The 21,516-nt window shown below is 63.2% G+C and carries 17 protein-coding genes; 6 read left to right on the forward strand and 11 right to left on the reverse strand.

Annotated features, from left to right (window positions below):
- Positions 1–84: 84 nt before the first annotated feature.
- The 4 genes from RBH19_RS08585 to RBH19_RS08600 are packed head-to-tail and all read right to left on the reverse strand — an operon-like array spanning position 85 to position 1,849.
- Positions 85–747 (reverse strand): DUF3106 domain-containing protein, encoded by a 663-nt coding sequence (locus RBH19_RS08585; protein ID WP_306728428.1) that lies wholly within the window; start codon positions 745–747, stop codon positions 85–87.
- Positions 734–952 (reverse strand): hypothetical protein, encoded by a 219-nt coding sequence (locus RBH19_RS08590; protein WP_306728429.1) that lies wholly within the window; start codon positions 950–952, stop codon positions 734–736. Before RBH19_RS08590 ends, RBH19_RS08585 begins: the two co-directional genes overlap by 14 nt.
- Entirely contained in the window at positions 942–1,325 is a 384-nt protein-coding gene (locus RBH19_RS08595; RefSeq protein WP_306728430.1) for a hypothetical protein, read from the reverse strand. The genes RBH19_RS08590 and RBH19_RS08595 overlap by 11 nt, the downstream gene beginning before the upstream one ends.
- Positions 1,322–1,849 (reverse strand): RNA polymerase sigma factor, encoded by a 528-nt coding sequence (locus tag RBH19_RS08600; protein ID WP_306728431.1) that lies wholly within the window; start codon positions 1,847–1,849, stop codon positions 1,322–1,324. Before RBH19_RS08600 ends, RBH19_RS08595 begins: the two co-directional genes overlap by 4 nt.
- A 361-nt stretch (positions 1,850–2,210) precedes the next feature.
- On the opposite strand from RBH19_RS08600, the gene RBH19_RS08605 reads away from it, so the two are divergent.
- The 3 genes from RBH19_RS08605 (at position 2,211) to RBH19_RS08615 (ending at position 7,136) form a co-directional block, all read left to right on the forward strand.
- Complete coding sequence (locus RBH19_RS08605; protein ID WP_306728432.1) at positions 2,211–4,418, forward strand: primosomal protein N'; 2,208 nt, start codon at positions 2,211–2,213, stop codon at positions 4,416–4,418.
- 360 nt (positions 4,419–4,778) lie between these two features.
- Positions 4,779–6,542: an arginine--tRNA ligase gene (argS, locus tag RBH19_RS08610; RefSeq protein ID WP_306728433.1), complete on the forward strand. Its 1,764-nt coding sequence runs from the start codon at positions 4,779–4,781 to the stop codon at positions 6,540–6,542.
- A gap of 6 nt (positions 6,543–6,548) precedes the next feature.
- Positions 6,549–7,136, forward strand: coding sequence for an SPOR domain-containing protein (locus RBH19_RS08615; RefSeq protein WP_306728434.1), 588 nt, complete (start codon positions 6,549–6,551; stop codon positions 7,134–7,136).
- A gap of 530 nt (positions 7,137–7,666) precedes the next feature.
- On the opposite strand, the gene RBH19_RS08620 is transcribed toward RBH19_RS08615, so the two are convergent.
- The 6 genes from RBH19_RS08620 to RBH19_RS08645 all read right to left on the reverse strand — a co-directional run bounded on the left by RBH19_RS08620 (position 7,667) and on the right by RBH19_RS08645 (position 13,594).
- Positions 7,667–7,837 (reverse strand): Ntn hydrolase family protein, encoded by a 171-nt coding sequence (locus RBH19_RS08620; RefSeq protein ID WP_306728435.1) that lies wholly within the window; start codon positions 7,835–7,837, stop codon positions 7,667–7,669.
- Complete coding sequence (locus RBH19_RS08625) at positions 7,797–8,399, reverse strand: proteasome-type protease (RefSeq protein ID WP_306728436.1); 603 nt, start codon at positions 8,397–8,399, stop codon at positions 7,797–7,799. Before RBH19_RS08625 ends, RBH19_RS08620 begins: the two co-directional genes overlap by 41 nt.
- 3 nt (positions 8,400–8,402) lie before the next feature.
- Entirely contained in the window at positions 8,403–9,752 is a 1,350-nt protein-coding gene (pmbA, locus tag RBH19_RS08630; protein ID WP_306728437.1) for a metalloprotease PmbA, read from the reverse strand.
- A gap of 388 nt (positions 9,753–10,140) precedes the next feature.
- Positions 10,141–11,190: a zinc-binding metallopeptidase family protein gene (locus RBH19_RS08635; protein ID WP_306728438.1), complete on the reverse strand. Its 1,050-nt coding sequence runs from the start codon at positions 11,188–11,190 to the stop codon at positions 10,141–10,143.
- On the reverse strand, positions 11,187–12,125 hold the full coding sequence (locus RBH19_RS08640; RefSeq protein WP_306728439.1) for an alpha-E domain-containing protein: 939 nt from the start codon (positions 12,123–12,125) through the stop codon (positions 11,187–11,189). The genes RBH19_RS08635 and RBH19_RS08640 overlap by 4 nt, the downstream gene beginning before the upstream one ends.
- Positions 12,126–12,127: 2 nt before the next feature.
- The gene (locus tag RBH19_RS08645; RefSeq protein ID WP_306728440.1) at positions 12,128–13,594 is read right to left on the reverse strand and encodes a circularly permuted type 2 ATP-grasp protein; all 1,467 of its coding nucleotides are present in this window, start codon (positions 13,592–13,594) and stop codon (positions 12,128–12,130) included.
- A 120-nt stretch (positions 13,595–13,714) separates the two neighbouring features.
- On the opposite strand from RBH19_RS08645, the gene RBH19_RS08650 reads away from it, so the two are divergent.
- The 3 genes from RBH19_RS08650 to yjgA all read left to right on the forward strand — a co-directional run bounded on the left by RBH19_RS08650 (position 13,715) and on the right by yjgA (position 16,219).
- The gene (locus RBH19_RS08650; protein ID WP_306728441.1) at positions 13,715–14,560 is read left to right on the forward strand and encodes an isoaspartyl peptidase/L-asparaginase family protein; all 846 of its coding nucleotides are present in this window, start codon (positions 13,715–13,717) and stop codon (positions 14,558–14,560) included.
- Positions 14,561–14,636: 76 nt separating this feature from the next.
- On the forward strand, positions 14,637–15,677 hold the full coding sequence (locus RBH19_RS08655) for an isoaspartyl peptidase/L-asparaginase family protein (RefSeq protein WP_306728442.1): 1,041 nt from the start codon (positions 14,637–14,639) through the stop codon (positions 15,675–15,677).
- Between the two features lie 5 nt (positions 15,678–15,682).
- The gene (gene yjgA, locus RBH19_RS08660) at positions 15,683–16,219 is read left to right on the forward strand and encodes a ribosome biogenesis factor YjgA (protein WP_306728443.1); all 537 of its coding nucleotides are present in this window, start codon (positions 15,683–15,685) and stop codon (positions 16,217–16,219) included.
- Positions 16,220–16,354: 135 nt separating this feature from the next.
- On the opposite strand, the gene RBH19_RS08665 is transcribed toward yjgA, so the two are convergent.
- A complete protein-coding gene (locus tag RBH19_RS08665; protein WP_306728444.1) occupies positions 16,355–21,178 on the reverse strand; it encodes a S8 family serine peptidase in 4,824 nt (1,607 codons plus the stop codon).
- Between the last annotated feature and the right edge of the window lie 338 nt (positions 21,179–21,516).

Below are 21,516 nucleotides of genomic sequence, written 5' to 3' on the forward strand. Positions count from 1 at the left end.
TAGATCCCCCGTACCAACGATCCCCCAAAAAAAAGAAGCCCCTGGCACGCCAGGGGCTCCCGAACGGACGGAACGCGGGGGGGGTTACATTCCGTCCGGACCTCCTCGCCCGGGGCCGCGTCCTTCGCGGCGATCCTGGCGTTGCTCCCGGCGCATGTCGCGCCGGTCTTCACGCATGTCCTGTCGGTCCTGGCGCATTTCGCGCTGCATGTCGCGGCGCTCCATGCCCCGTTCACGGGCTTCGTCACGACGCTCCATGGCTTCTTCGCGACGTTCGCGGGCGAATTCGCGGCGCTCTTCCGGGCTCATCTGCTGCCAGCGCTCGCGGATTTCCTCGCGCTCTTCCGGGCGCATGTCGTGATAACGCTCGAAAGCGGCACGTACACGATCCTGGGCCTGGGGCGGCAGGTTCTGGAAGGCGACGTAGCGTTCGCGGATGCCGCGGCGCTCACTGTCGTCCAGGGACTGCCACTGCCGATGACGCTCACGCGCCTGTTCCCGTTCGGATTCATCCATCTGGCTCCAGCGCTCGGCGCCTCGGGCCAGATTCTCGCGCCGTTCTTCCGGCATCCGGTCGAACTGCTCAGCCAGGGGCTGGAGCACCTGGCGCTGGTTGTCGCTCAGTTCATTCCAGTCAGGGGCGTTGGCGAAAGCGGTACCGGAGATCATCAATGCCCCGGAAAGCCATAGCGCGGGCCACAACCCCTGCACCTTCAGCCCCCCGGCCGTGCGATTAACGATCTTCATGGTCTTCCTCCTCTGCCAGCTCCTCGTCGAGCAGCTCCGGCAGTTCCGCTTCGAGCAGGTAAAGATCCATGGGATCCACCCACTCGCCATCCGCCCCCGTAAATTCACCCAGGAACTCGATCAGTTCCATGTCGGGCTCTTCGCCGGCCGCCAAGGGCAATGCCAGCAGAGCCAGCGCGAGGCCACATGCCTGACTAGCTCGCATCGCTGGCAGCCTCATCGGCCAGTTCGGCCTCCAGCCAGACGTAGAAATCCAGGTCGGCGTAGAGACTCAATTCGTCTTCCGCCAGCAGGATTTCCAGGTCGGAAATCTCCTGTTCCGCCATCCGCAGTTCTTCCTCGGCGGGGACGGGCTCACCCGACCAGAAGGGCACGGTGAGCAGGGCCATCAGGGCCACCGAGGCGGCCAGCGCGGCGGGTACCACCCAGCCACGGCGGGCCGGCGGCTGCGCGGCCAGGGCCTTTTGACGGGCACGGCGCAGACGCGCGCGATCGAATTCGCTCACCGAGTCCAGCCCGGCGTCGAATCGCTCGCTCAGTGCCCGAATCAGGGCGTCGTCTTTGTCGTGCTCGCTCATCGATGTTCTCCCAGCACCTCTCTCAATGCGCCCAGCGCCCTGGAGAGATGCGTCTTCACGCTGCCTTCCGAGCAGCCCATTGCGGCGGCGGTTTCCGCCACGTCCATTCCCTGGATGATGCGCAGGGTGACCGCTTCCTGCTGTCGCTCCGGCAGTTCGCCAATGGCGGCTGCCAGGGCCTGCATACTGTCATCGGTGCCGACCCGCTCCTCGGGCCGCAGCGCGGCCGGGCCTTCGGCGCGCTCAACGGGATCACTCCCGTCTTCCTCGTCCGGCCGTGGCGTCTGCAGGACGCGGTTTCGAACCTGGCCGTGACGCTGGTAATCCCGCACCCGGTTGTGAATGATCCCGTAGAAGAGCCGGGTCCATTCCTCCCGGGGCTTGTCCCGGTAGTGGCGCACGAAACGCTCCATGCCGTCCTGCACCACGTCGTGGGCATCATCCGCACTGCCCAGTCGCAGGCGGACGAGATGGAAGGCGCGAAGCTCGACCGAAGCCAGGAATTCATCCAGACTGTCCTGCATTCCCCCTCCGGTTTCGCGCCGGCCCCGTTGTTTTCAGGGCCTTTACAGTGGGATTAACGCGCCTGCGGGGAGGCGGTTGACACAAATGTGAAAAAAATTTTGATTCAGGCGTTTTCCCGCTTGACTTATGCACATGCACGGACTTGTCCGTAAAAATGCGTACCAAGCTGAAGCCCTGTTTCAGGTAATGATAGTAAATTGTTGTTTTAAAACAAGAAACGTAATCGGCTAAAATTTCACCATTCTGAAACACAGGCAACAGGCAACGCGGTTTGGAAGGAATGACAACAGCTCATCCACAGACTTATCCACAGCTTCTGTGGAAAACCCACAGGGCCTCGTCCAAACGGGCGGCTCGCCCATGAGCGAGACTGTCTGGCGGGTTGCCATCCCCTCACCCCTGCGCCGGCTGTTTGATTACCTGCCACCCGACACCCCGGTCAGCGGCCCGGTGGCCGGGCGACGGGTGCGGGTGCCCTTCGGTTCCCGCCAGCTGGTGGGCCTGGTGGTGGAGACCGGCGAGGCTGACCCGGCCATGCCCCGCAGCCGCTTGCGACGGATCAGCCGGCTGCTGGACGAGGCGCCGGTGGTGCCGGCCGACATGCTGCGCCTGGCGCTCTGGAGCGTGAGCTACTACCACCACCCGCCGGGGGAAGTGCTCGAACACCTGCTGCCGGTGGCGCTGCGCCGGGGCGAGGCGGCCACGCGCAGCGCTGAACGCTGGTGGCAACTGAGCGAGGAAGGCCGGCACCTGTCGCCTGGGGATCTGGCCCGCGCTCCCCGCCAGCAGCGCATCCTCGCCCGCCTGCAACAGGCCGGCGGCGCCCTGCCCGCCGCCGAACTGCAGGATCTGGGCGAGGGCTGGCAGGGCGTCATGCGGCGCATGGAGGAGAAAGGCCTGGTGGCCGGCGAGGAGCGCGGCCTGACAGTGGCGCTGCCCAGCGAACCGGTGGACGGGGGCGTGGCCCTGAATGAACGCCAGCAAACGGCGGTGGAGGCCATCAGCAGCCACCTGGACGGGTTCTCCTGCCATCTCCTGGAAGGGGTGACCGGCAGCGGCAAGACCGAGGTCTATCTGGCCCTGATGCGCCGCATTCTGGCCCAGGGGCGTCAATGCCTGGTGCTGGTGCCCGAGATCGCGCTCACTCCGCAGCTGACCCAGCGCTTTCGCGACAGCCTGCCGGCCCGCATTGGCCTGTATCACTCCGGCATGAACGAACGCGAGCGCCGCGACACCTGGCTGGCCGCCCGCGATGGTGAGCTGGACGTGCTCATTGGCACCCGCTCGGCGGTGTTTCTGCCCCTGAAACACCCGGGCCTGATGATCCTGGACGAGGAACACGATCCGGCTTTCAAGCAGCAGGACGGTTTCCGTTACTCGGCGCGGGATCTGGCCCTGGTGCGGGCGCGCCAGCAGGCGCTGCCGGTGGTGCTGGGTTCGGCCACACCGTCGCTGGAGAGCCTGCGCAATGCCCGCGACGGGCGTTACCAGGCGCTGGCCTTGCCAAAGCGGGCCGGCAAGGCAAAACCGCCGCTTATCCGCACGGTGGATCTTCGCGGGCAGGATCTGGACGGGGGGCTCTCCGGCCAGCTGCTCACGGCCCTGGATCGGCACCTGCGCGCCGGCAACCAGGCGCTGCTGTTTCTCAATCGCCGTGGCTATGCGCCGGTGCTGATCTGCAATCAATGCGGCTGGACCGCCGACTGCAGCCGCTGCGATGCGCGCATGACCTACCACCGGGGTCGCGGCAGCCTGGACTGTCACCACTGCGGCAACAGCCGTCGACTGCCCCGGGCCTGCCCGGAATGCGCCAGCGAGAAGCTGGGCGTGGCCGGCCAGGGCACCGAGAAGCTGGAACAGGTGCTGAGCCGGCGCTTTCCGGATGTGGGGGTAGTGCGCATCGACCGTGACACCACCCGGCGACGAGGCGAGATGGATGCCCGCCTGCAGGCCGCTCGTGAAGGGCGCGCGCGCCTGCTGATCGGCACCCAGATGCTGGCCAAGGGACATGATTTCCCCGACCTCACCCTGGTGGGCCTGGTGGACGCCGACCAGGGCCTGATGAGCGCGGACTTCCGCGGCCCGGAACGCACCGCCCAGCTGATCACCCAGGTGGCCGGCCGTGCCGGGCGCGGAGAGAAACCCGGGGAGGTACTGATCCAGACCCGGGTGCCGGATCATCCCCTGCTGGAAACCCTGATCCAGGGCGGTTACGGCGCCTTCGCCGATGCCGCCCTGCGCGAACGCAACGAGGCGGGCTTCCCGCCCTACAGTCATCTCGCCCTGCTGCGGGCCGAAGCTCACCAGCGCGAGGCGGTCAACGCCTTTCTCGAGGAAGCGGTGGACGAGGGCAGCCGCCGCGCCAGCCAGGAATTGCTGCTGATGGGCCCGGTGCCCGCCCCCATGGAACGCCGCGCCGGCCGTTACCGCGCCCAGGTGCTGATCCAGGCCGAGGCCCGCCCCGCCCTGCACGCCCTGCTGCGCGACTGGGCGCCCTGGCTGGAAGGGCTGAAATCGGCGCGCAAGGTGCGCTGGTCGCTGGATGTGGATCCGATTGATCTGTTTTGAGGGGGTCGGACCACGAAATGGACACGAAATGCACACGAGATAAAGGCGAAAACCTTTGAAACATTTAGCCGCGAGATGGACGCTAGATGCACGCTAGATGTGGGCCATGCCTGGAGTGATGCCGTGCGGCTTCGGAGGGGCCGTGCCAGAGGATGGCACGGCCCCTCCGAAGCCGCACAGTGGCTAATCAAGCACGGCCAAACATCTAGCGTCCATTTCGCGTCCATCTCGCGGCTAAAGGGTTTTTGCCTTTCATATTGTGTCCATTTCGTGGTCCCGTCTTTAACCACCGCCCCGGCCCATCTGCACCCCCACAGTTAATGTTAGAATCGCGGCTTTTAACCAGCCGGAAGTTGCATCGTGAAGGAAGAACTCAGCCAGTTGCTTGAACAGGCCCGGGAGACGCTGATCCGGGACGAGGTCCTGCCCGCGGAGGCGCGGGAGCTGCCGATTCAGGTGGAGCGCACGCGCGATCGCCAGCATGGGGATTTCGCCTGCAACCTGGCCATGATGTTGGCCAAGCCGGCGCGCCGGAATCCGCGCGAGATCGCCACCGCCCTGACCGAAGCCCTGCCGGCTTCCGAGCATGTGGCCAAGGTGGAGATCGCCGGGCCGGGCTTCATCAATTTCTTCCTGACCCCGGCGGCCTGGCACGCGGTGGTGGATGAGGTCTTCGCCAAGGGCGCGGCCTACGGGCGCAGTGACATCGGCAAGGACGAGAAGATCCTGCTGGAGTTCGTTTCCGCCAATCCCACCGGCCCCCTGCACGTGGGCCACGGCCGGGGCGCGGCCTACGGCAGCACCGTGGGCAATCTGCTGGAGGCCATCGGCCATCCGGTGCACCGGGAGTACTACGTCAACGACGCCGGCCGCCAGATGGACATCCTGGCCGCGAGCATCTGGCTGCGCTACCTGGAAGCCGGCGGCGAAGCCATTGCTTTCCCCAGCAATGGCTACAAGGGCGATTACATCGTGGATATCGCCGCCAAGCTGCGCGAGGCACACGGTGAGCGCTTCATGAAGCCGGCCAACGAGGTCTTCGACGGCCTGCCCGCCGATGAGCCGGCCGGGGGCGACAAGGAAGAATACATTGATGCGGTGATCGCCCGTGCACGCGAGCTGCTGGGCGCGGCGGATTTCGACACCGTCTTCAAGCTGGGCCTGGATGACATCCTCGACGACATCCGCGAGGACCTGGAAGGTTTTGGCACCACTTTCGATGAGTGGTTCTCCGAGCGCTCCCTGACCGAGAACAAGCTGGTGGAGCATGCCCTGGAAGTGGGCCGGGAACGCGGTGACATCTACGAGAAGGACGGTGCGCTGTGGTTTCGCGCCGAGAAGTACGGCGACGAGAAGGACCGGGTGGTGGTGCGCGATAACGGCCAGACCACCTACTTCGCCTCCGACATCGCCTATCACCTGAACAAGCGCGAGCGGGGTTACGACCGCCTGATCGACATCCTGGGTGCCGACCACCACGGCTACATCGCCCGCCTCAAGGCCGGCCTGGAAGGCATGGGCCAGCCGGGGGATTCTCTGGAAGTGCGCCTGGTGCAGTTCGCTCATCTCTATCGCGGCAAGGAAAAGCTGCAGATGTCCACCCGCTCGGGTTCCTTCGTGACCCTGCGGGAGCTGCGCGAGGAAGTGGGCGCGGACGCGGCGCGCTACTTCTACGTCATGCGCTCCAATGACCAGCACCTGGATTTCGACCTGGAGCTGGCCAAGTCCCAGTCCAGTGACAACCCGGTGTACTACGTGCAGTACGCCCATGCGCGCATCTGCAGCGTCTTCGCCCAGGCGGCGGAGAAGGGTTTCGAGTACAGCCGGGATACCGGCCTGGCCAACCTGGATCAGCTGGACGAGCCGCATGAAGACCAGCTCATGGTCAGCCTGTCGCGCTACCCCGAGGTGGTGGAAGCCGCCGCCCGCAACCGGGCGCCCCATCTGCTGACCCAGTACCTGCGCGATCTGGCCAATGACCTGCACACCTATTACAACGCCCACACCTTCCTGGTGATGGAAGAGGAACTGCGAAATGCGCGCCTGGCCCTGGTGGAAGCCACCCGCCAGGTGCTGGCCAATGGCCTGGGCCTGATTGGCGTCTCCACGCCGGAAAGCATGTAGGGCATCATGCCAAAAGATTACAAGCACAGCGGACAGGCACGCAGGAGGAAGGACGTGGACACCACGCCGGGATGGATCTGGTTGATTGGTGGTTTCGTGCTCGGCTTCGGCACCGCCATGGGCGTGACCTGGCTGCAGCAGTCGGACACGGAGCTGCCACGCATCGACCTGGAAGCGGCCAAGGCCGAACGGGATCGCCAGCGCGAGGAGCAGGGTGAAGAAGAGCGCGAGCGCTTCAGCTTCTATCGCATGCTGGAGAGCTTCGAAGTGGTGGTGCCGGAAGAGGAAGTGCGCATCCGCACCCCACGCACCTCCGACGAATCCCGCGAACAACCCGCGCTGCCGGCCGATGGTCGTTACGTGCTGCAGGTGGGTTCCTTCCGCCGCGAATCGGATGCCGACCGTCTGCGTGCCGAGCTGGGCATGGCCGGCTTTGAATCACATATCCAGCGCGTGAGCATTGACGACGGCCAGACCTACTACCGGGTCCGTGTCGGCCCCATCGAAGGCACCGAGCGCCTGGAGCGCACCCGTGGGCGGCTGGAGGATCAGGGGATTGAGCCGCTGCTGATCCGGCTTCGGGATGGGGATTGAGTGCTGAGTGCTGAGTGCTGAGTGCTGAGTGCTGAGTGCTGAGTGCTGAGTGCTGAGTGCTGAGTGCTGAGTGCTGAGTGCTGAGTGCTGAGTGGGGGCGTTAGAAGGTGTCGGGGCGCTGGGAGTATTGCGGCTTCGAAAGTGAGGTGTGAGGTGTTAGGTGTGAGGGGAAAGGCGGGGCGCCTTTGGCGCCCAACGGCCGGCCGTTGGCCGGCCTTGTTCGCGCGAAGCGCGGAAGCCGTGAGGCTTCGGGTTTTCACCTTACGCCTCACGCCTCACTCCTCACGTTCGGAGCCGGCGAATGGGCGGTGGCACCGGCGCGGCTAACGACTCCGAAAAAAGCTGATCGAGGCTGAAGCCTCTCCCACAGACACGGCTTCGGCCGGCGCCACCTTCCGATTCACGAATTACGATTTTCGATTCACGCCCAATGCCAGCCGAAAGCCCCGCCCCTCCGAGAACCGCCGTCCCCTCCGACCCGCACCCACTCAGTACTCAGCACTCAGTACTCAGTACTCAGCACTACCCTCTCACTCTTCCCAATCAAACTTTGGCAGATCCATGAAGGCCTGTCGGAGATTCCTGGCCCAGGCATCCTGCATGCGGCGCCAGAAAGGATCATCCTCTTCAAAGCGCAGCTGATGTTCGAGTTCAAAGGCATCACGCCGATAGAAGGCCAGTTCGACGGGGGGGGCCGACACTGAGGTTGGAGCGCATGCTGGAATCCAGTGATACCAGGGCGCAGCGGGCGGCCATTTCCAGGGAGATGTCCGGCTCGACGATGCGATCCAGGATGGGCTTGCCGTACTTGGTTTCGCCAATCTGCAGGAAGGGCTTGTCGCGGCTGACGCGGATGAAATTACCTTCCGGATAGATCAGATAACAGTCCGGCTCATCATCGCCCAGTTGACCGGCGAGGATGAAACTGGCCTCGGGGCGGAAGTCAGCCTGGGTGCTGCCTTCCCCGCCTCGCTGCACGCGGGTGCTGATGCTGCCGATGTATTCGGCCACATCATCCATGTGTTCCAGCTGATCCAGTGACTGCTCCGCTTCAGGGTCCTTGAGATCCCGCTGGATGCGGCTGGTCACGGCCTGGGTGGTGGCCAGATTGCCGGCCGAGAGGAGCACCAGGCAGCGCCGTTCATTGCCGGGCAACACATGCATCTTGCTGTAGACGCTGACATCGTCCACACCGGCACTGGTTCGGGAATCGGAGGCGAGCACCAGCCCGGCCTCGCTGCGGATGGCGACGCAATAGGTCATGACTCATTCACCGGCAATGGTCATCTCTTCGAGCAGCAAGGAACCACAGAGAATGTTGCCCCGCCAATCCACATCGTCACCGGCGGCAAGCACATGACCGAGCATATCGCGCAGATTGCCGGCGATGGTGATCTCCTCCACCGGGAAGGCGATCTCCCCTCCTTCCACCCAGAATCCGGCGGCACCGCGGGAATAGTCACCCGTCACGCCGTTGACGCCCTGACCCATGAGCTCATTGACGATCAAGCCGGTGCCCATGGTGGCCAGCAGCGCCTCCGGCGGGCGCTTTGGGCATTCCAGGGTCAGGTTGTGAACACCGCCTGCGTTTCCGGTGGTCTCCAGGCCAAGTCGGCGGGCGGAATAGCTGTCCAGCACATAGCGGCTGAGGTGACCTTCCTCCACCAGGGGGTTGTCAGCAATGGCCACGCCTTCGGCGTCGAAAGGCGCACTGCCCAGGGCGCGGGGAACATGGGGATGCTCCACCAGATCCATCCAGTCCGGAAGGACGCGCTTGCCCACGCCCTCCAGCAACCAGGAGGCCTGTCGATACTGGGCCGGACCGGAAGCAGCCCCGACAATGGTGGCGATCAGGCCCCGCGCCAGCTGGGGCACGAAAAGTACCGGAGCCTTGCGGGTGCTAAGGCGGCGGCCACCCAGGCGACGAAGCGTCCGCTGTGCGGCTTCGCGGCCCACCGCTTCCGGCGATTGGAGGGCGCCGTGCTCGCGGGCTGTCGTGTACCAGAAATCACGCTGCATGCCCTTCTCGTCCCGCGCCAGCACGCTGCAGCTGATGCCATGGGTGGTGCCCTCGAAACTGCCGATGAAACCGTGGGAGTTGCCATAGGCACGGACGCCGTGCTGGGTATCCACACTGGCGCCATCGGAGTTGTCGATGCGTTCGTCCTCGTCACGGGCGGCGTTCTCGCACCGACGGGCCAGCTCAATGGCCTCGTCCGGCTCCAGCGCCCAGGGGTGACACAGGTCCAGATCCGGGATGTCCCGGGCCAGGCGGTCCGCTGGTGGCAAGCCGGCATGGGGGTCCGGCTGGGTGAAGCGGGCAATGTCACAGGCCTTCTGGACGGCCTCCTGAATGGCCTGTGGCGACAGGTCGGAGGTGTTGGCCACGCCCTTGCGCTGCCCCATGAAGACCGTGATGCCAATGCCCCGATCCTGACGGTATTCCAGGGTCTCGACCTCACCGAGGCGAACCGTCACCCCCAGGCCCACGTCCACACTGGCCCCGCACTCGGCGGCATCGGCGCCCAGGTCACGGGCCCGGGACAGGCCCATTTCCACGGCACTTTCCAGCTCGGCTCGATCAATTGCGGCACTGACCTCGGCACGCTTGCCCATGGACGCTCCAGTTCGGAAGGGATTGTGTGGAAAACGGGTGGATTCTAGCAGAGGGGTGTGAGAGGCGTGAATCGGGAGTGGTGAATCGTGAATCGAAGGAGGCGTTGATCGAGGCCGTGCCTGTGGGAGCGGCGTCCGCCGCGATCAACGCTTGCCGGAGCCGTTAGCGGGTGGGATGGCGCCGCTGGTTTCTCGGCTCCGAATGTGAGGCGTGAGGGGAAAAGCAGGGCGCCTTTGGCGCCCAACGGCCGGCCTTAAGGCCGGCCTGGTCGCGCGAAGCGCGGAAGCCGAAGGCTTCGGGGTTTCACCTCACGCCTCACCTTCGAGGCCGCTATACCCCGAGCGCCCCGACATCCTCTAACGCCTCCTTCGATTCACGATTCACCATTCACGATTCTCTCTTCCCTTCAATCGTGATCAGGTCGTGGATGTAGACCATCTTGTCCAGAACCGGGTCGGTGAGGGTGTAGGGATAGGCGTCGCGCAGGCCGAGGCTGCGGTTCATGAGATTGATGCTGGCACTGACCCGGTTCCAGATTCGGATCAGATGACTGAAGTCCCGTGGTCGGTCACGCACCAGGCCAAGCGCCCAGGCGGTTTCCAGGGCATCCCGGATCTGCAGGTAGTGGCCCCAGCATTCGGCCCAGTCTTCCCAGGGATGGGAGGCCGCATAGGCACTGATGAAATTGTTCTGCCAGTCGGCAGGCGGGCCCTGTTGGTAATGACTCTCCAGGGCCTGCTGGTAGTCCAGACGCTCATCACCGAAAAGACTGCGGAAGGAGGTCAGGCGCTGGCCGTCCCGGATGAGCCGATCCCAGAAATAGTGCCCGATCTCGTGACGGAAATGCCCCAGCAGAGTTCGGGAGGCTTCATTCATCTGCTGGCGCATGGCTTCCCGGGCCACGTCATCGGCTTCCAGGATGTTGATGGTAATCAGGCCATTGGCATGGCCGGTGAAGACCTTTCCACCCGACCAGTTGGTATCGACGAACTCCCCCGTACTCTGCTCATCCTCCATGAAGGCAAAGGCCAGTCCGGTGTCGTGGTTGTCCTGCTTGCCCTGAAAGGGCAGACCCAGTCGGAGCAGATCATAGATCAGGCGTCGCTTCTGCTGCTCCACATTGAGCCATTTGGCATGATTTCCGGCAATCTTCAGATTGGGAATGACGCGATTCAGCCGGCAGGCCTGGCAGAAGATTTCCTCCTGCTCATCGGGCACCATCCAGTTGCAGACATTGTGCTCGATATCATTATGGCAACGTCGATAGACACCAAGATCCCCGTCCGGGCTACGGGCCCGCCAGCGGCCGTTGCCCAGATCCTCCAGCGCCGCCTGGCTCAGGTGCTCGGGCAGAAAGCCCAGGCGACTGCCACAGGCGAGACACTGGTTGTTCTCGAAATAGAGCGTATTGCCGCAGGTGCAGCGGAAGGTATTCATGCCGCCCGATCCAGTAGAAAGTAGGTGGTGCTGATACTTTCGTGCAGGTGGGCCAGATCCAGCTGAACGTCATCGATGAATTCGTGCAGACCGGCCTCGGCCAGTTCTGGCACATCCGCTTCCTGCACCCGGCGCTGCATGCGCGTCACCGAACGCAGGGGGGCATCGTTCCTCGGCAGGTCATGCAGGCAGGATTCCACCTGTTCAAGACAATGCATCAGTGCCCGGGGCAACTGGCGATCCTGAAGCAGGTATCGCAGCACATCGATTCCGCGTACCCGCACCCGCACATGCCGCCGATACATCTGATAGGCCGTCAGTGACTTCAGAACACTCATCCACTGGATGTTCTCGAAGGGCGTAAGCTCTTCGGAACGCTTGGGCAGAAGATCCTGTGAGCGCACATCCAGGATGCGTGTGCTCATGTCTGCCCGCTCCAGATTGCGGCCAATGCGCAAGAACTCATAGGCCTCGTCATGGCTCATGGTGCCGGCGAGCAAGCCGGTGAACTGCTGACATTGCTGGATCACACCGCGCAGGAAGTCATAGCGCTTGCGCTTGGCGATGCCGCCCTTGAGCTCCCGGCGGGCATACAAATAAAGGTCATTGACCTGTTCCCAGGCTTCACGCGGCACAAGATCACGGGTGGAGCGCAGGTTTTCACGGGCCTGGAACAGGCAGGCCAGGATGGACCCGGTATTGCGCTTATCCGCGATCAGATAACGGGTGACATTGCGTTCATCCACCTCGTCGAACAGCTCGGCAAATCCCGCTTCACTGCCGGTAATGGCAACCAGGGGCTCCCAGCCAAGCTCGATGGAACGGGGCAGATCCAGCATCAGATTGGAATGGACATTGACCAGGCGTGCCAGGTCTTCCGCCCGTTCCATGTAGCGGGCCGTCCAGTAGAGGTTCTCGGCGACTCTCGACAGCATGATCACTTCCTCCCCTTCTTCGGCTCGGTGTCCACGATCCAGGTGTCCTTGCTGCCACCGCCCTGGGAGGAGTTCACCACGAAGGAACCGGCCTTGAGGGCGACGCGCGTCAGCCCACCGGTGGTGACATTGATTTCCTCGCCACTGAGGATGAAGGGGCGCAGATCCACATGTCGGGGTGCCACCTTGCCGTGACCATCAATGGTCGGTGTGGTGGACAGTTCGATCAGGGGCTGGGCGATGTAATTGCGCGGGTTGCGCCGGATGTGCTCGGCGAATTCCTCCCGTTCGCGCTGGCTGGCAAGGGGCCCCATGAGCATGCCGTAGCCGCCGGATTCATTGGCCGGCTTGACCACCAGCTCATGCAGATTGGCCAGCACGTGCTCGCATTGACGCTCATCGTGGCAGACAAAGGTGGGCACATTGTCGATGATGGGGTCCTGATCCAGGTAATAGCGGATCATGTCCGGCACATGGGCGTAGACCACCTTGTCATCCGCCACCCCGGCCCCCGGGGCATTGGCCAGGGCAACCTGCCCCGCCTGCCAGGCACGCATCAGGCCCGGCACCCCGAGCGCCGACTCCGGATTGAAGACTTCCGGGTCCAGGAAGAGGTCATCGATGCGGCGATAGATCACATCCACCCGGGTCAGGCCCTCGATGGTGCGCATGTAGACGCAGTCATCCTCGGCCACGATAAGATCGCGACCTTCCACCAGCTCGACACCCATCTGCTGGGCCAGGTAGGCATGCTCAAAATAGGCGGAGTTGTAGATGCCCGGCGTGAGCACCACCACCACGGGGTAGTCCTGGGGCCGGGGCGAGAGGGAGGCCAGCATGTCGAAGAGCTGGGCCGGATAGTCGTCCACCGGCAGGATGCTCTGGTGCTCGAAGAGTTCCGGGAAGGTGCGTTTCATCACATGCCGGTTCTCCAGCATGTAGGAAACACCGCTGGGCACCCGGAGGTTGTCCTCCAGTACCAGGAAGCGACCGTCGCTGCCGCGGATCAGATCGCTGCCGCAGATATGTGCCCAGATACCCAGCGGTGGGCTGACCCCCACGCATTCCGGCCGGAAATTGCCGGAACTCTTGAGAAGTGCTTCGGGAAAGACACCATCACGGATGATCTTCTGATCATGATAGATGTCATTGATGAACAGATTGAGGGCCTGCACCCGTTGCTGGAGTCCGGCCTCGGTCTGTTCCCACTCCCTTCGGGGGATGATGCGCGGAATGATATCGAAGGGCCAGGCGCGATCAATGCTCCCACCCTCGTGATAGACCGTGAAGGTAATGCCCATGACGAGAATGGCCAATTCGGCTGCATCGCGACGTTCCAGGAGCTCTTCATCACTGAGTTGGCGCAGGCGCTTGCACAGTTCCCGCGCGGCCGCTCTCGGATAACCGGGAGAGCTGATAAGCTCATCGTAGAACGATCCCGGGTCGTAGGCTTTCCAGTCGATGGACATTGGCGATGCCGCCTCCCTTCGCGGCTGCAGGGCAACACGGTCAGCCACAAACGTCAAACTACTCCGAATTCGGCCCCGGGCCAAGCAAGGGGCGCAACACCGGCAAGGAGAAAGCACAGCATGACCATCGCCCTACTCTGTCACGGTGGTGCCGGCGAGATCAGCGCTGACCGCCACCCACCCTGTCGCCAGGGTGTCCGGGACGCCGGGCTGGCGGGCTACGCCCTGCTGCAACAGGGCACCAGCGCTCTCGACACGGTTGAACATGTGGTTCGCCTGCTGGAAGACAACCCCCAATACAACGCCGGTCTTGGTTCGGCGCTCAATGCCGACGGCCAGGTTGTCACGGACGCCTCCATCATGAGCGGGCATGACCGCCGGGCCGGCGCCGTGGGGGCCGTAAGCGGCATTGCCAATCCGGTGAGCCTGGCGCGGGCCGTGATGGACGACGGCCGGCATGTCCTCCTGGTCGGGCAGGGTGCCGAGGCCTTCGCGCGCGAGAGGGGTTTTGCCTTCTGTGACCCGGCCAGCCTGATCGTTGCCCACGAGCGCGAGCGCTGGGAGGAACGACATGGCACCGTGGGCTGTGTGGCCCTCGACACCCGTGGCCATCTGGCGGCCGCCACCTCCACCGGCGGTGTGGTGGGCAAACGGGCCGGCCGTCTCGGCGACACCCCTCTGATCGGTGCCGGTAATTGGGCGGACGAGCAGGTGGCCGTTTCCTGCACCGGTCAGGGAGAAGCCATGATCCGCACCGCCCTGGCGCACTACACGGCTTGCCGCCATGACGATTTCGACCGCCTGGAAGATCTGGCCAGAGCGGCAATTCAGCATATGGCGGATCACACACAGGGCCAGGGCGGACTGATCGCGGTGGATCACGACGGGCAGATCGGCTTTTCCCAGAACACCCGCCAGATGCCGGTCTATGGCATCGGCGTCAACGGTGAGATCGATGCCCTGTGAGGGGCGGTGTTATCATTGCGAATGCCCTTCACGAAAAGCCGTTCGAATCCCCACACAACGACTTGAGGAGTGACGCATGCGCAAGCTGCTACTGATCACCCTGATGAGCCTGGGCCTTGCCGCCTGCGGCAATGACAGCGAGCACAGTGCCGCCCACACCGAGAACAGTGGCGAGGCCCCCATCGGCATCGCCGTGCACGGTGGCGCCGGCACCATGGACCGTGAGGCCATGAGCGCGGAGCAGGAAGCCGAATACCACGCGGCCCTGGAAGAGGCTCTTGAGGCCGGCCATTCCATCCTGCGCGATGGCGGTGAAGCGCTGGATGCGGTGCAGGCCGCGATCCGTGTGCTGGAAGACAGTCCACTGTTCAATGCCGGTCGGGGCTCGGTCTTCACCAGCGATGAACGCATTGAAATGGATGCCGCCATCATGGATGGCCGTGATCGCAATGCGGGTGCCTTGACTGGCGTGCGCACGGTCCGTAACCCCATCGACCTGGCCCGGGTCATCATGGACGAATCCCCCCATGTCTTCTTCTCCGGCGAAGGTGCCCAGACCTTTGCCGAAGAACATGCCCTGCCCATGGAAGCCCCGGAGTGGTTCGAGACCGAGCGCCGGCGTGAGGCCCTCCACCAGGCACGCGAGCGGGAAGCCGAACAGGGCGAGGAATTCCGCAGCCAGCGGGAGAACCTGGAGTTCAACCTGGGCACGGTGGGTGCCGTGGCGCTGGACCGTAATGGCAACGTGGCGGCCGGCACCTCCACCGGCGGCATGACCAACAAGCGCTTTGGCCGTATCGGTGACGTGCCCATCCTCGGCTCCGGCACCTACGCCAACAATGCCACCGGTGCCTTCTCCGCCACGGGGCACGGCGAGTACATCATGCGTGCCGTCACCCTGCATGACATCTCGGCGCAGATGGAGTACGCCGGTCGCAGCGTGGCCGAAGCCGCGGACGACGTGGTCAATCGCAAGCTGGTGGAAATGGGCGGCAATGCCGGCATCATTGCCATCGACCGCCACGGCAACATCACCATGCCCTTCAATACCTCCGGCATGTATCGCGGCAGCATCGATGCGGATGGCACGGTTCACACCGCCATCTTCCGTGACTGATAGCCATGCATGACTTCGACGACATTCCCGAACGGGAACCAGAGGACGGGGGGGATGCCGAACGGCGTCCCTCCCGCTCCCAGCTCAAGCGAGAAGCGGAAGCCCGGGAGAAGCTGGGCATGAAACTGTCGGCACTGCCGGACAGCGTCCTTGAGGAACTGTCCCTGCCGGTGGAACTGCTGGATTCCCTGAAACGCATCCGCACCATGCGCCGCGGCGGCGGATTGCGGCGGGAGCGACAGCGCATTGGTGCCCTGATGCGCAAGCTGGATCCCGCCCCCATTGAAGCCCTGCTGGCACGCCTGGAGTCGGAAAAAATCGCCAGCGCCAAGGCCTTCCACCATCTGGAGCAATGGCGACAACGCCTCTTGAACGGTGATGAGAGCGCCTTCCTCGAACTGGCCAATGCCAGTAATGAAGACACGGTAAAGGAAGCACGCAAGCTGGTGGAGCACGCTGAACAGGAACTCATCCACGGTCAACCACCCGCCGCCAGCCGTGCCCTCTTCCGCCTGCTGCGAGACCGTCTCGATATTGGCTGATTGTTTTTCCGGCCCGTCACGACGACGGACTCCGTTCCGAGCACCGTCGTTTTTCATCAAGCCAATTTTCATCAGGCAATAAAAAGGCCGCCCCGAAGGGCGGCCTCTCCATCACTGACGATACTTGCTTGCCGTTCAGGCCCGGCTGCGACGGCGATGCAGCAGCCAGAACATACCCAGCATAAACAACAGCGGCAGGGTCGGATCCATCGGACCCCGCTTGTCACTCAGGGTACAGCCTCGTGAAGAACCACCTCCACTGACCGGGCAGGCCATGGTCTGGAACTCAATGGCATCCAGCTCCCCGCTCATGCCGCGATCATTCTCTGCATAGAGGAAGAAGGAGTAGGCACTGCCACAGGCCAGGTTACTGGCGGTCACGGACACTTCACCAGCCTCGGCATTGGCCGATACCTCACCGGCATCCAGGGTATGCAGATCGTCACCATCATCCAGAATGAAACTGACGGTGGTTACACGCTGGTTGGGATCCAGGATCGCCGACAGGTGCGCAGACGTAGCGGTGATGTCGCTGACGGCCAGATCGGACACCATGGGGCTGGTGGGCTCCATGAACAGAGTCAACTGAGCCTCCGTGCCCGCTTCGTCCTCCGGCACAAAACCGCCATTGTCGGCTACCACTTCCTGCTCCTCGTAGCCAAAGCCAGTGGCCACCACCCGGTTGTAGATCAAGGCGCCATCCAGAGGAAGGGCCTTGAGGACGAGTTCATCCTCAGCACTGCCTTCCACGGTGAATGGTCCAATCTCACCGGCACCTTCCACGATGGTATCGAAGTAGACGTGAACATCCGCCTCTTCACCATCAAGCAGGTTCTCCACACCCACCGTGAGGTAAGCGGTGGCACCTTCAAGGTAGACCACGCAGCTGGGCGTACTACCCAGACACAGATCACCCGCAATTTCGCCGATCTGGAAGTCATCAGCCGAGGCACTCAGCGTGTAATGCGGGTCGTCATTGTCCGGGCGCGGGGCCGCCAGCAGGAAATTCCCTTCCTCGCCGGTATGCGTCCGATAGGGTTCACTCAGCTCATTGCTGATACCCAGAGCACGCACGGAGACATTGGCAATGGCATCACCCGCCATGTCGGCCACCTGGCCGGCATACCAACTGGCCGCCTGCACCAATGTCGTACCACTCACAACGTTCGAGTAGGGTGAACCGGAGACGTGAACACGGAACTCACTGTTCTCGTCCACTTCCAGTGCCTCGACCATCGTGGAGGCCGGATTGCCCGTTGCTGGCTCGTCACTGGCGGTGACACTGCCGTCTGCCAGGCTGGCCACGCTTTCAGCTGGCAGGGCGCTGCCTTCACCATCCTGCAGGAGCAACGACAGGCCCGTTCCGGGCACCGCACCGCGAACATGGATTTCGGCGGATTCCGCCCCACCCAGAAGCAGGCTTCTATCCACTTCCACCAACAGAGACACTTCCACAGTGAACGTGGCCTGCATGCCGCTTTCATCCGTCACGGTGACTTCATAGAGGCCGGCGAACGCACCCGTGGTCGGCGCCACAAAGCGATAGTTGCCATCACCATCATCGTGAACGGTCGCGCTCTGGCCGCTGGTGAGGTTGGGTGAGGACGACACACTGCTGTAGGTGCCAGATCCCCCCGAGACACTGAAGCTCACCTCACCACCTGCAGCCACTACCACCGACTCCAGAGGATCTCCTTCACCGTCAAGAATCGACAGTGGCGGCAGCTGCTGGAAGGTGCGAATGACCACATCGCTGACATGACCCCCTTCATAGGCGATCACGCGGACTTCCGTACCATCGCTGACAGTGATGCTGCCGCCATTGGCAATTTCAGTGCCGGTGTCCGGATCGGGATCCGTGCCATCCAGGGTATAACGCAGAGACGCGGTTTGCGGATAGGCCTCCAGCACGACTTCAAAATCCGCCCCCGTAAAGCCGGTCGCATTGGGGACAAACTGCGGCTCGGAAACATCCGCAACCCAGTTAAGGCAAACGGCCATACCGTTGTAGATTCGATCAATGCTGGCACCGTTGAAAGCCAACTGACGATAGCTGTCACCGCCATCAGCACTCAAACCGACCGTTCCGATGGAGTCATCAACGCGGACATTGTCATAGGCAAAGACGATGTCATGCGCGGTGGGTGACAACTCATTTCGTGCGTAGAGCTGGAAGTCCATCCGGGTATTCGGGTCACCGTAGGCCTGAACCCCTTTCCAGTCGATGGCATTGCCGGTGCCGAAATTAACCAGAGTAACGCCACGCTGGCCTTCCTCGTAAACCACTACCCAGTCCCGCCACATGGGGGCGAGCAGAGCAGTCACGCCGGCCAGATCATCCAGACTGCGGTTTACCCACGGACTGGCCGGAGCACCGTCCCCGAATGTAGCAAAACCATCGTCGGTGAAACGCATGCCGACAAATTCTCGCCCGGCCACCGGGAAGGTGCGAGTTCCAAACACATTGAATGCGAAGGTATCTCCACTGACCGCTGCATTCGGGTTGAGGCCGAAGGGCCGGAAATCAGTGTAGCCACCGGAGTTGGCCAGCGGCATGGCACAGCTGGCGTCTTCCAGACTGGTGGTCATGGTGTAGTGGCCATACTCCACCGGCACGGGCTTGCGAACAGCCACCGGGAAACGCTGACTGGGAGCCTGGTCGGCATCTTCACTGATGACCACTTCGCCGAACAGCCATTCACCCGGCTCGGCAGCACTGACGTCGGCCGTCAGGGTCAGTTCATGGGTCTCACCGTGGTTCAGGGCGAAGGTGGTGCTGTCCACGCTCAGCAGCAGGTCGGTATCGGCATTGACGGTAATCGTCCAGTTGCCGGGATCACCCAATACACTGCGCAGTTCTCGGGTCCAGCTGCAGCTGCCGTCACACTCCATGTTGGCGAAGGACGCCAGGTTCAGTGTGGTCAGGTCCCCGGTCTCGGCCGCTTCGAAGTTGGCACGGGTCTCGTCCAGCAACAATGCGGCTCGAACGGCCCGATCCAGATCCACGCGGCCGGCACCCATGTCGAATGCATCAGCCGGCGTTTCACCATCGGTATCCATCACCGAGGTAACGGCGGTGGACATCAGGGCGGACTGCACTTCCATGGGGGACCAGCCGGGATGAACGGCACGAATCAATGCGCCGGCGCCCGCGATATGCGGGCTGGCCATGGAGGTGCCCTGAATGGCGACGAAACTGTCATTGTCTGGGACATAGGCGGCCAGAATCGACACGCCTGGCGCTGCGATGTCGGGCTTGATCACATCCGCCATCGGGCCACCGGGACCACGAGAGCTGAAACCGGCCATGGTGTCACCGGAATCGGGATCCTGTATGCGCTCAGTGGTACCACCCATGGTTGCGGTGGCATCCGTGCTGCCGGAGACCCAGTCAATGATCGCATCACCGCCCGTCTTTCCAACCATCAATGACGGAATGGTGGCACTCTCCATGCCGCCCATGGTGGTCGGCGGGCCACCGGCATTATTGACCACCAGCAGGGCAATGGCACCTGCGTTGGCTGCATTGTTGGCCTTGTCGATGAATGTGCAGTTGCCTCGTCGCACCAGGGCAATGGCACCGTCCATGCTATCTTCCGGCAGGGCGGTACAGGCGAAATCGTCTGCCGCATGATCACCGGCATACAGGATGGAAGCGCTCAGGTCGCCGTCCGGTGCCGGCCCGGTGCCAACCACGCCGGCCAAGCCCTGCAGCTCGGCCGGGACGGTACCCGGGCCCGTGATATCCACGGAACGGGCAAACAGGCGCGAATGGGTGGTGGCCGCCACGGTGATCATCCAGGGTGTGCGATGACCAACGGTGCCAGCCTCTGGACCGCTGTTACCCGCTGCCGTCGCCGAGAAGATGCCGGCATCCGTCGCGCCCAGGAACGCCAGTGAGGTGGCATCCGTGTAGGGGTTGATGCCGCCCCCAATGGAATGGTTCAGCACGTCCACGCCATCCAGGATGGACTGCTCGATGGCGGCGGCACGATCCAAGGAATTACACAGGGTGTCGGGGCCACCACAGACACGATAGGAAATGATGTTGGCCCGCGGCGCCACGCCGGAGATATCGACTTCAACTCCCTGGAAGGTGGTGGTGACATGATTGCCCGCGGCGGTACCGGCCACATGGGTGCCATGTCCGTTCTCGTCCCAGGCGCTCTCCTCGCCCCAGCTCTCGATGAAGCTCCAGGCACCGATCAGCTTGTCGTTGCAGGGAAAGTCCGCATCGTACTGTTCGCTGCCCGGGTCACAGGCGCCGAGAAAATTGCCAGAGCCCAGGGGATTGACGTGCGTGTAGCCGTCATTGGGATCCACCTCGGCAAAGGAAGGATGGGTCGGATTGATACCGGTATCCAGGATACCGACCACCAGCCCTTCACCGCGTGTCTGCAAGCCCGCACCGTGACTGCCTTCCCAGAGGGCATCGGCGCCGATGAAGCCGGGACCGGTATCGGTCATCAACTCATCGATCTGCTCTTCCACGATCCGTGCCACGTCAGGCTGTTGCTGCAGACGCGAAGCTTCGGAAGCGGTCAACTCAAGAACCAGGCCGTTGATGGCGTACTGAAAACGGTGCCCCGGCTGCAGTGAGCGACCAAGCGCGTTGGCGGCGCGACCGAGGAATTCGTCCTGACGATATTCCAGATAGGCCGCATAGGCCTGCACCTGGGGTTTCTGATGATCCAGGCGGCTGGCGCCGGTCACGGCCGGGCTGGTGGCCGGGAATCCCAGGACGCCACCACGGTAGGATGCCGCCGGGGCGTCCTGCAGGACAACCAGATAGCGGGCGACGCCCAGAGTTTCTTCAGTGATTCTGGAGACGGTGCTGGCTGACTCCAGGGTACTGGCGGCAACGGGCCGCTCGCTGGGGCTGCTGGCCGTGGCCGGCAGCATCGATCCCATGGCCGTGGTGGCCAGGATCGTTCCAATGACTAATCCCAATCCCTTCATGATGCTTGACTCCTTCTTTGCGACACACCGCCGCGTTACAACCGAACGCCGGCAATTGCCAGACGACCCGGTCCGGGACAACAAGACAAGAGGAACTTCATGATTGGGGGTGGGGAATCAATGAAGGCAGGCGTCACCGTTCCACTGCTCCGGCACACCGGTCAACGGTTGGTGGGAGCGAACTTTCGCTGTCGCTCCTTTATTGATTCTCCGGGACAGGGTTCCCCAAGAATGTGCAGGACCTCCCCCCTATCACGACTTATTCTTTAGCCGAGGCCGAATAGTGCTGTCAAGCGAAAACGAAGCGCGGGCGCAGCCCAGCAATCAGAGGCCGTGGT

The sequence above is a fragment of the Natronospira bacteriovora genome (assembly GCF_030848495.1).
Taxonomy (GTDB): Bacteria; Pseudomonadota; Gammaproteobacteria; order Natronospirales; family Natronospiraceae; genus Natronospira; species Natronospira bacteriovora.

Coding starts and splice junctions, on each gene's coding strand:
- RBH19_RS08585 (WP_306728428.1), bottom strand. CDS start 747: ATGAAGATCGTTAATCGCACGGCCGGGGGGCTGAAGGTGCAGGGGTTG.
- RBH19_RS08590 (WP_306728429.1), bottom strand. CDS start 952: ATGCGAGCTAGTCAGGCATGTGGCCTCGCGCTGGCTCTGCTGGCATTG.
- RBH19_RS08595 (WP_306728430.1), bottom strand. CDS start 1,325: ATGAGCGAGCACGACAAAGACGACGCCCTGATTCGGGCACTGAGCGAG.
- RBH19_RS08600 (WP_306728431.1), bottom strand. CDS start 1,849: ATGCAGGACAGTCTGGATGAATTCCTGGCTTCGGTCGAGCTTCGCGCC.
- RBH19_RS08605 (WP_306728432.1), top strand. CDS start 2,211: ATGAGCGAGACTGTCTGGCGGGTTGCCATCCCCTCACCCCTGCGCCGG.
- RBH19_RS08615 (WP_306728434.1), top strand. CDS start 6,549: ATGCCAAAAGATTACAAGCACAGCGGACAGGCACGCAGGAGGAAGGAC.
- RBH19_RS08625 (WP_306728436.1), bottom strand. CDS start 8,399: ATGACCTATTGCGTCGCCATCCGCAGCGAGGCCGGGCTGGTGCTCGCC.
- pmbA (WP_306728437.1), bottom strand. CDS start 9,752: ATGGGCAAGCGTGCCGAGGTCAGTGCCGCAATTGATCGAGCCGAGCTG.
- RBH19_RS08635 (WP_306728438.1), bottom strand. CDS start 11,190: ATGAATACCTTCCGCTGCACCTGCGGCAATACGCTCTATTTCGAGAAC.
- RBH19_RS08640 (WP_306728439.1), bottom strand. CDS start 12,125: ATGCTGTCGAGAGTCGCCGAGAACCTCTACTGGACGGCCCGCTACATG.
- RBH19_RS08645 (WP_306728440.1), bottom strand. CDS start 13,594: ATGTCCATCGACTGGAAAGCCTACGACCCGGGATCGTTCTACGATGAG.
- RBH19_RS08650 (WP_306728441.1), top strand. CDS start 13,715: ATGACCATCGCCCTACTCTGTCACGGTGGTGCCGGCGAGATCAGCGCT.
- RBH19_RS08655 (WP_306728442.1), top strand. CDS start 14,637: ATGCGCAAGCTGCTACTGATCACCCTGATGAGCCTGGGCCTTGCCGCC.
- yjgA (WP_306728443.1), top strand. CDS start 15,683: ATGCATGACTTCGACGACATTCCCGAACGGGAACCAGAGGACGGGGGG.
- RBH19_RS08665 (WP_306728444.1), bottom strand. CDS start 21,178: ATGAAGGGATTGGGATTAGTCATTGGAACGATCCTGGCCACCACGGCC.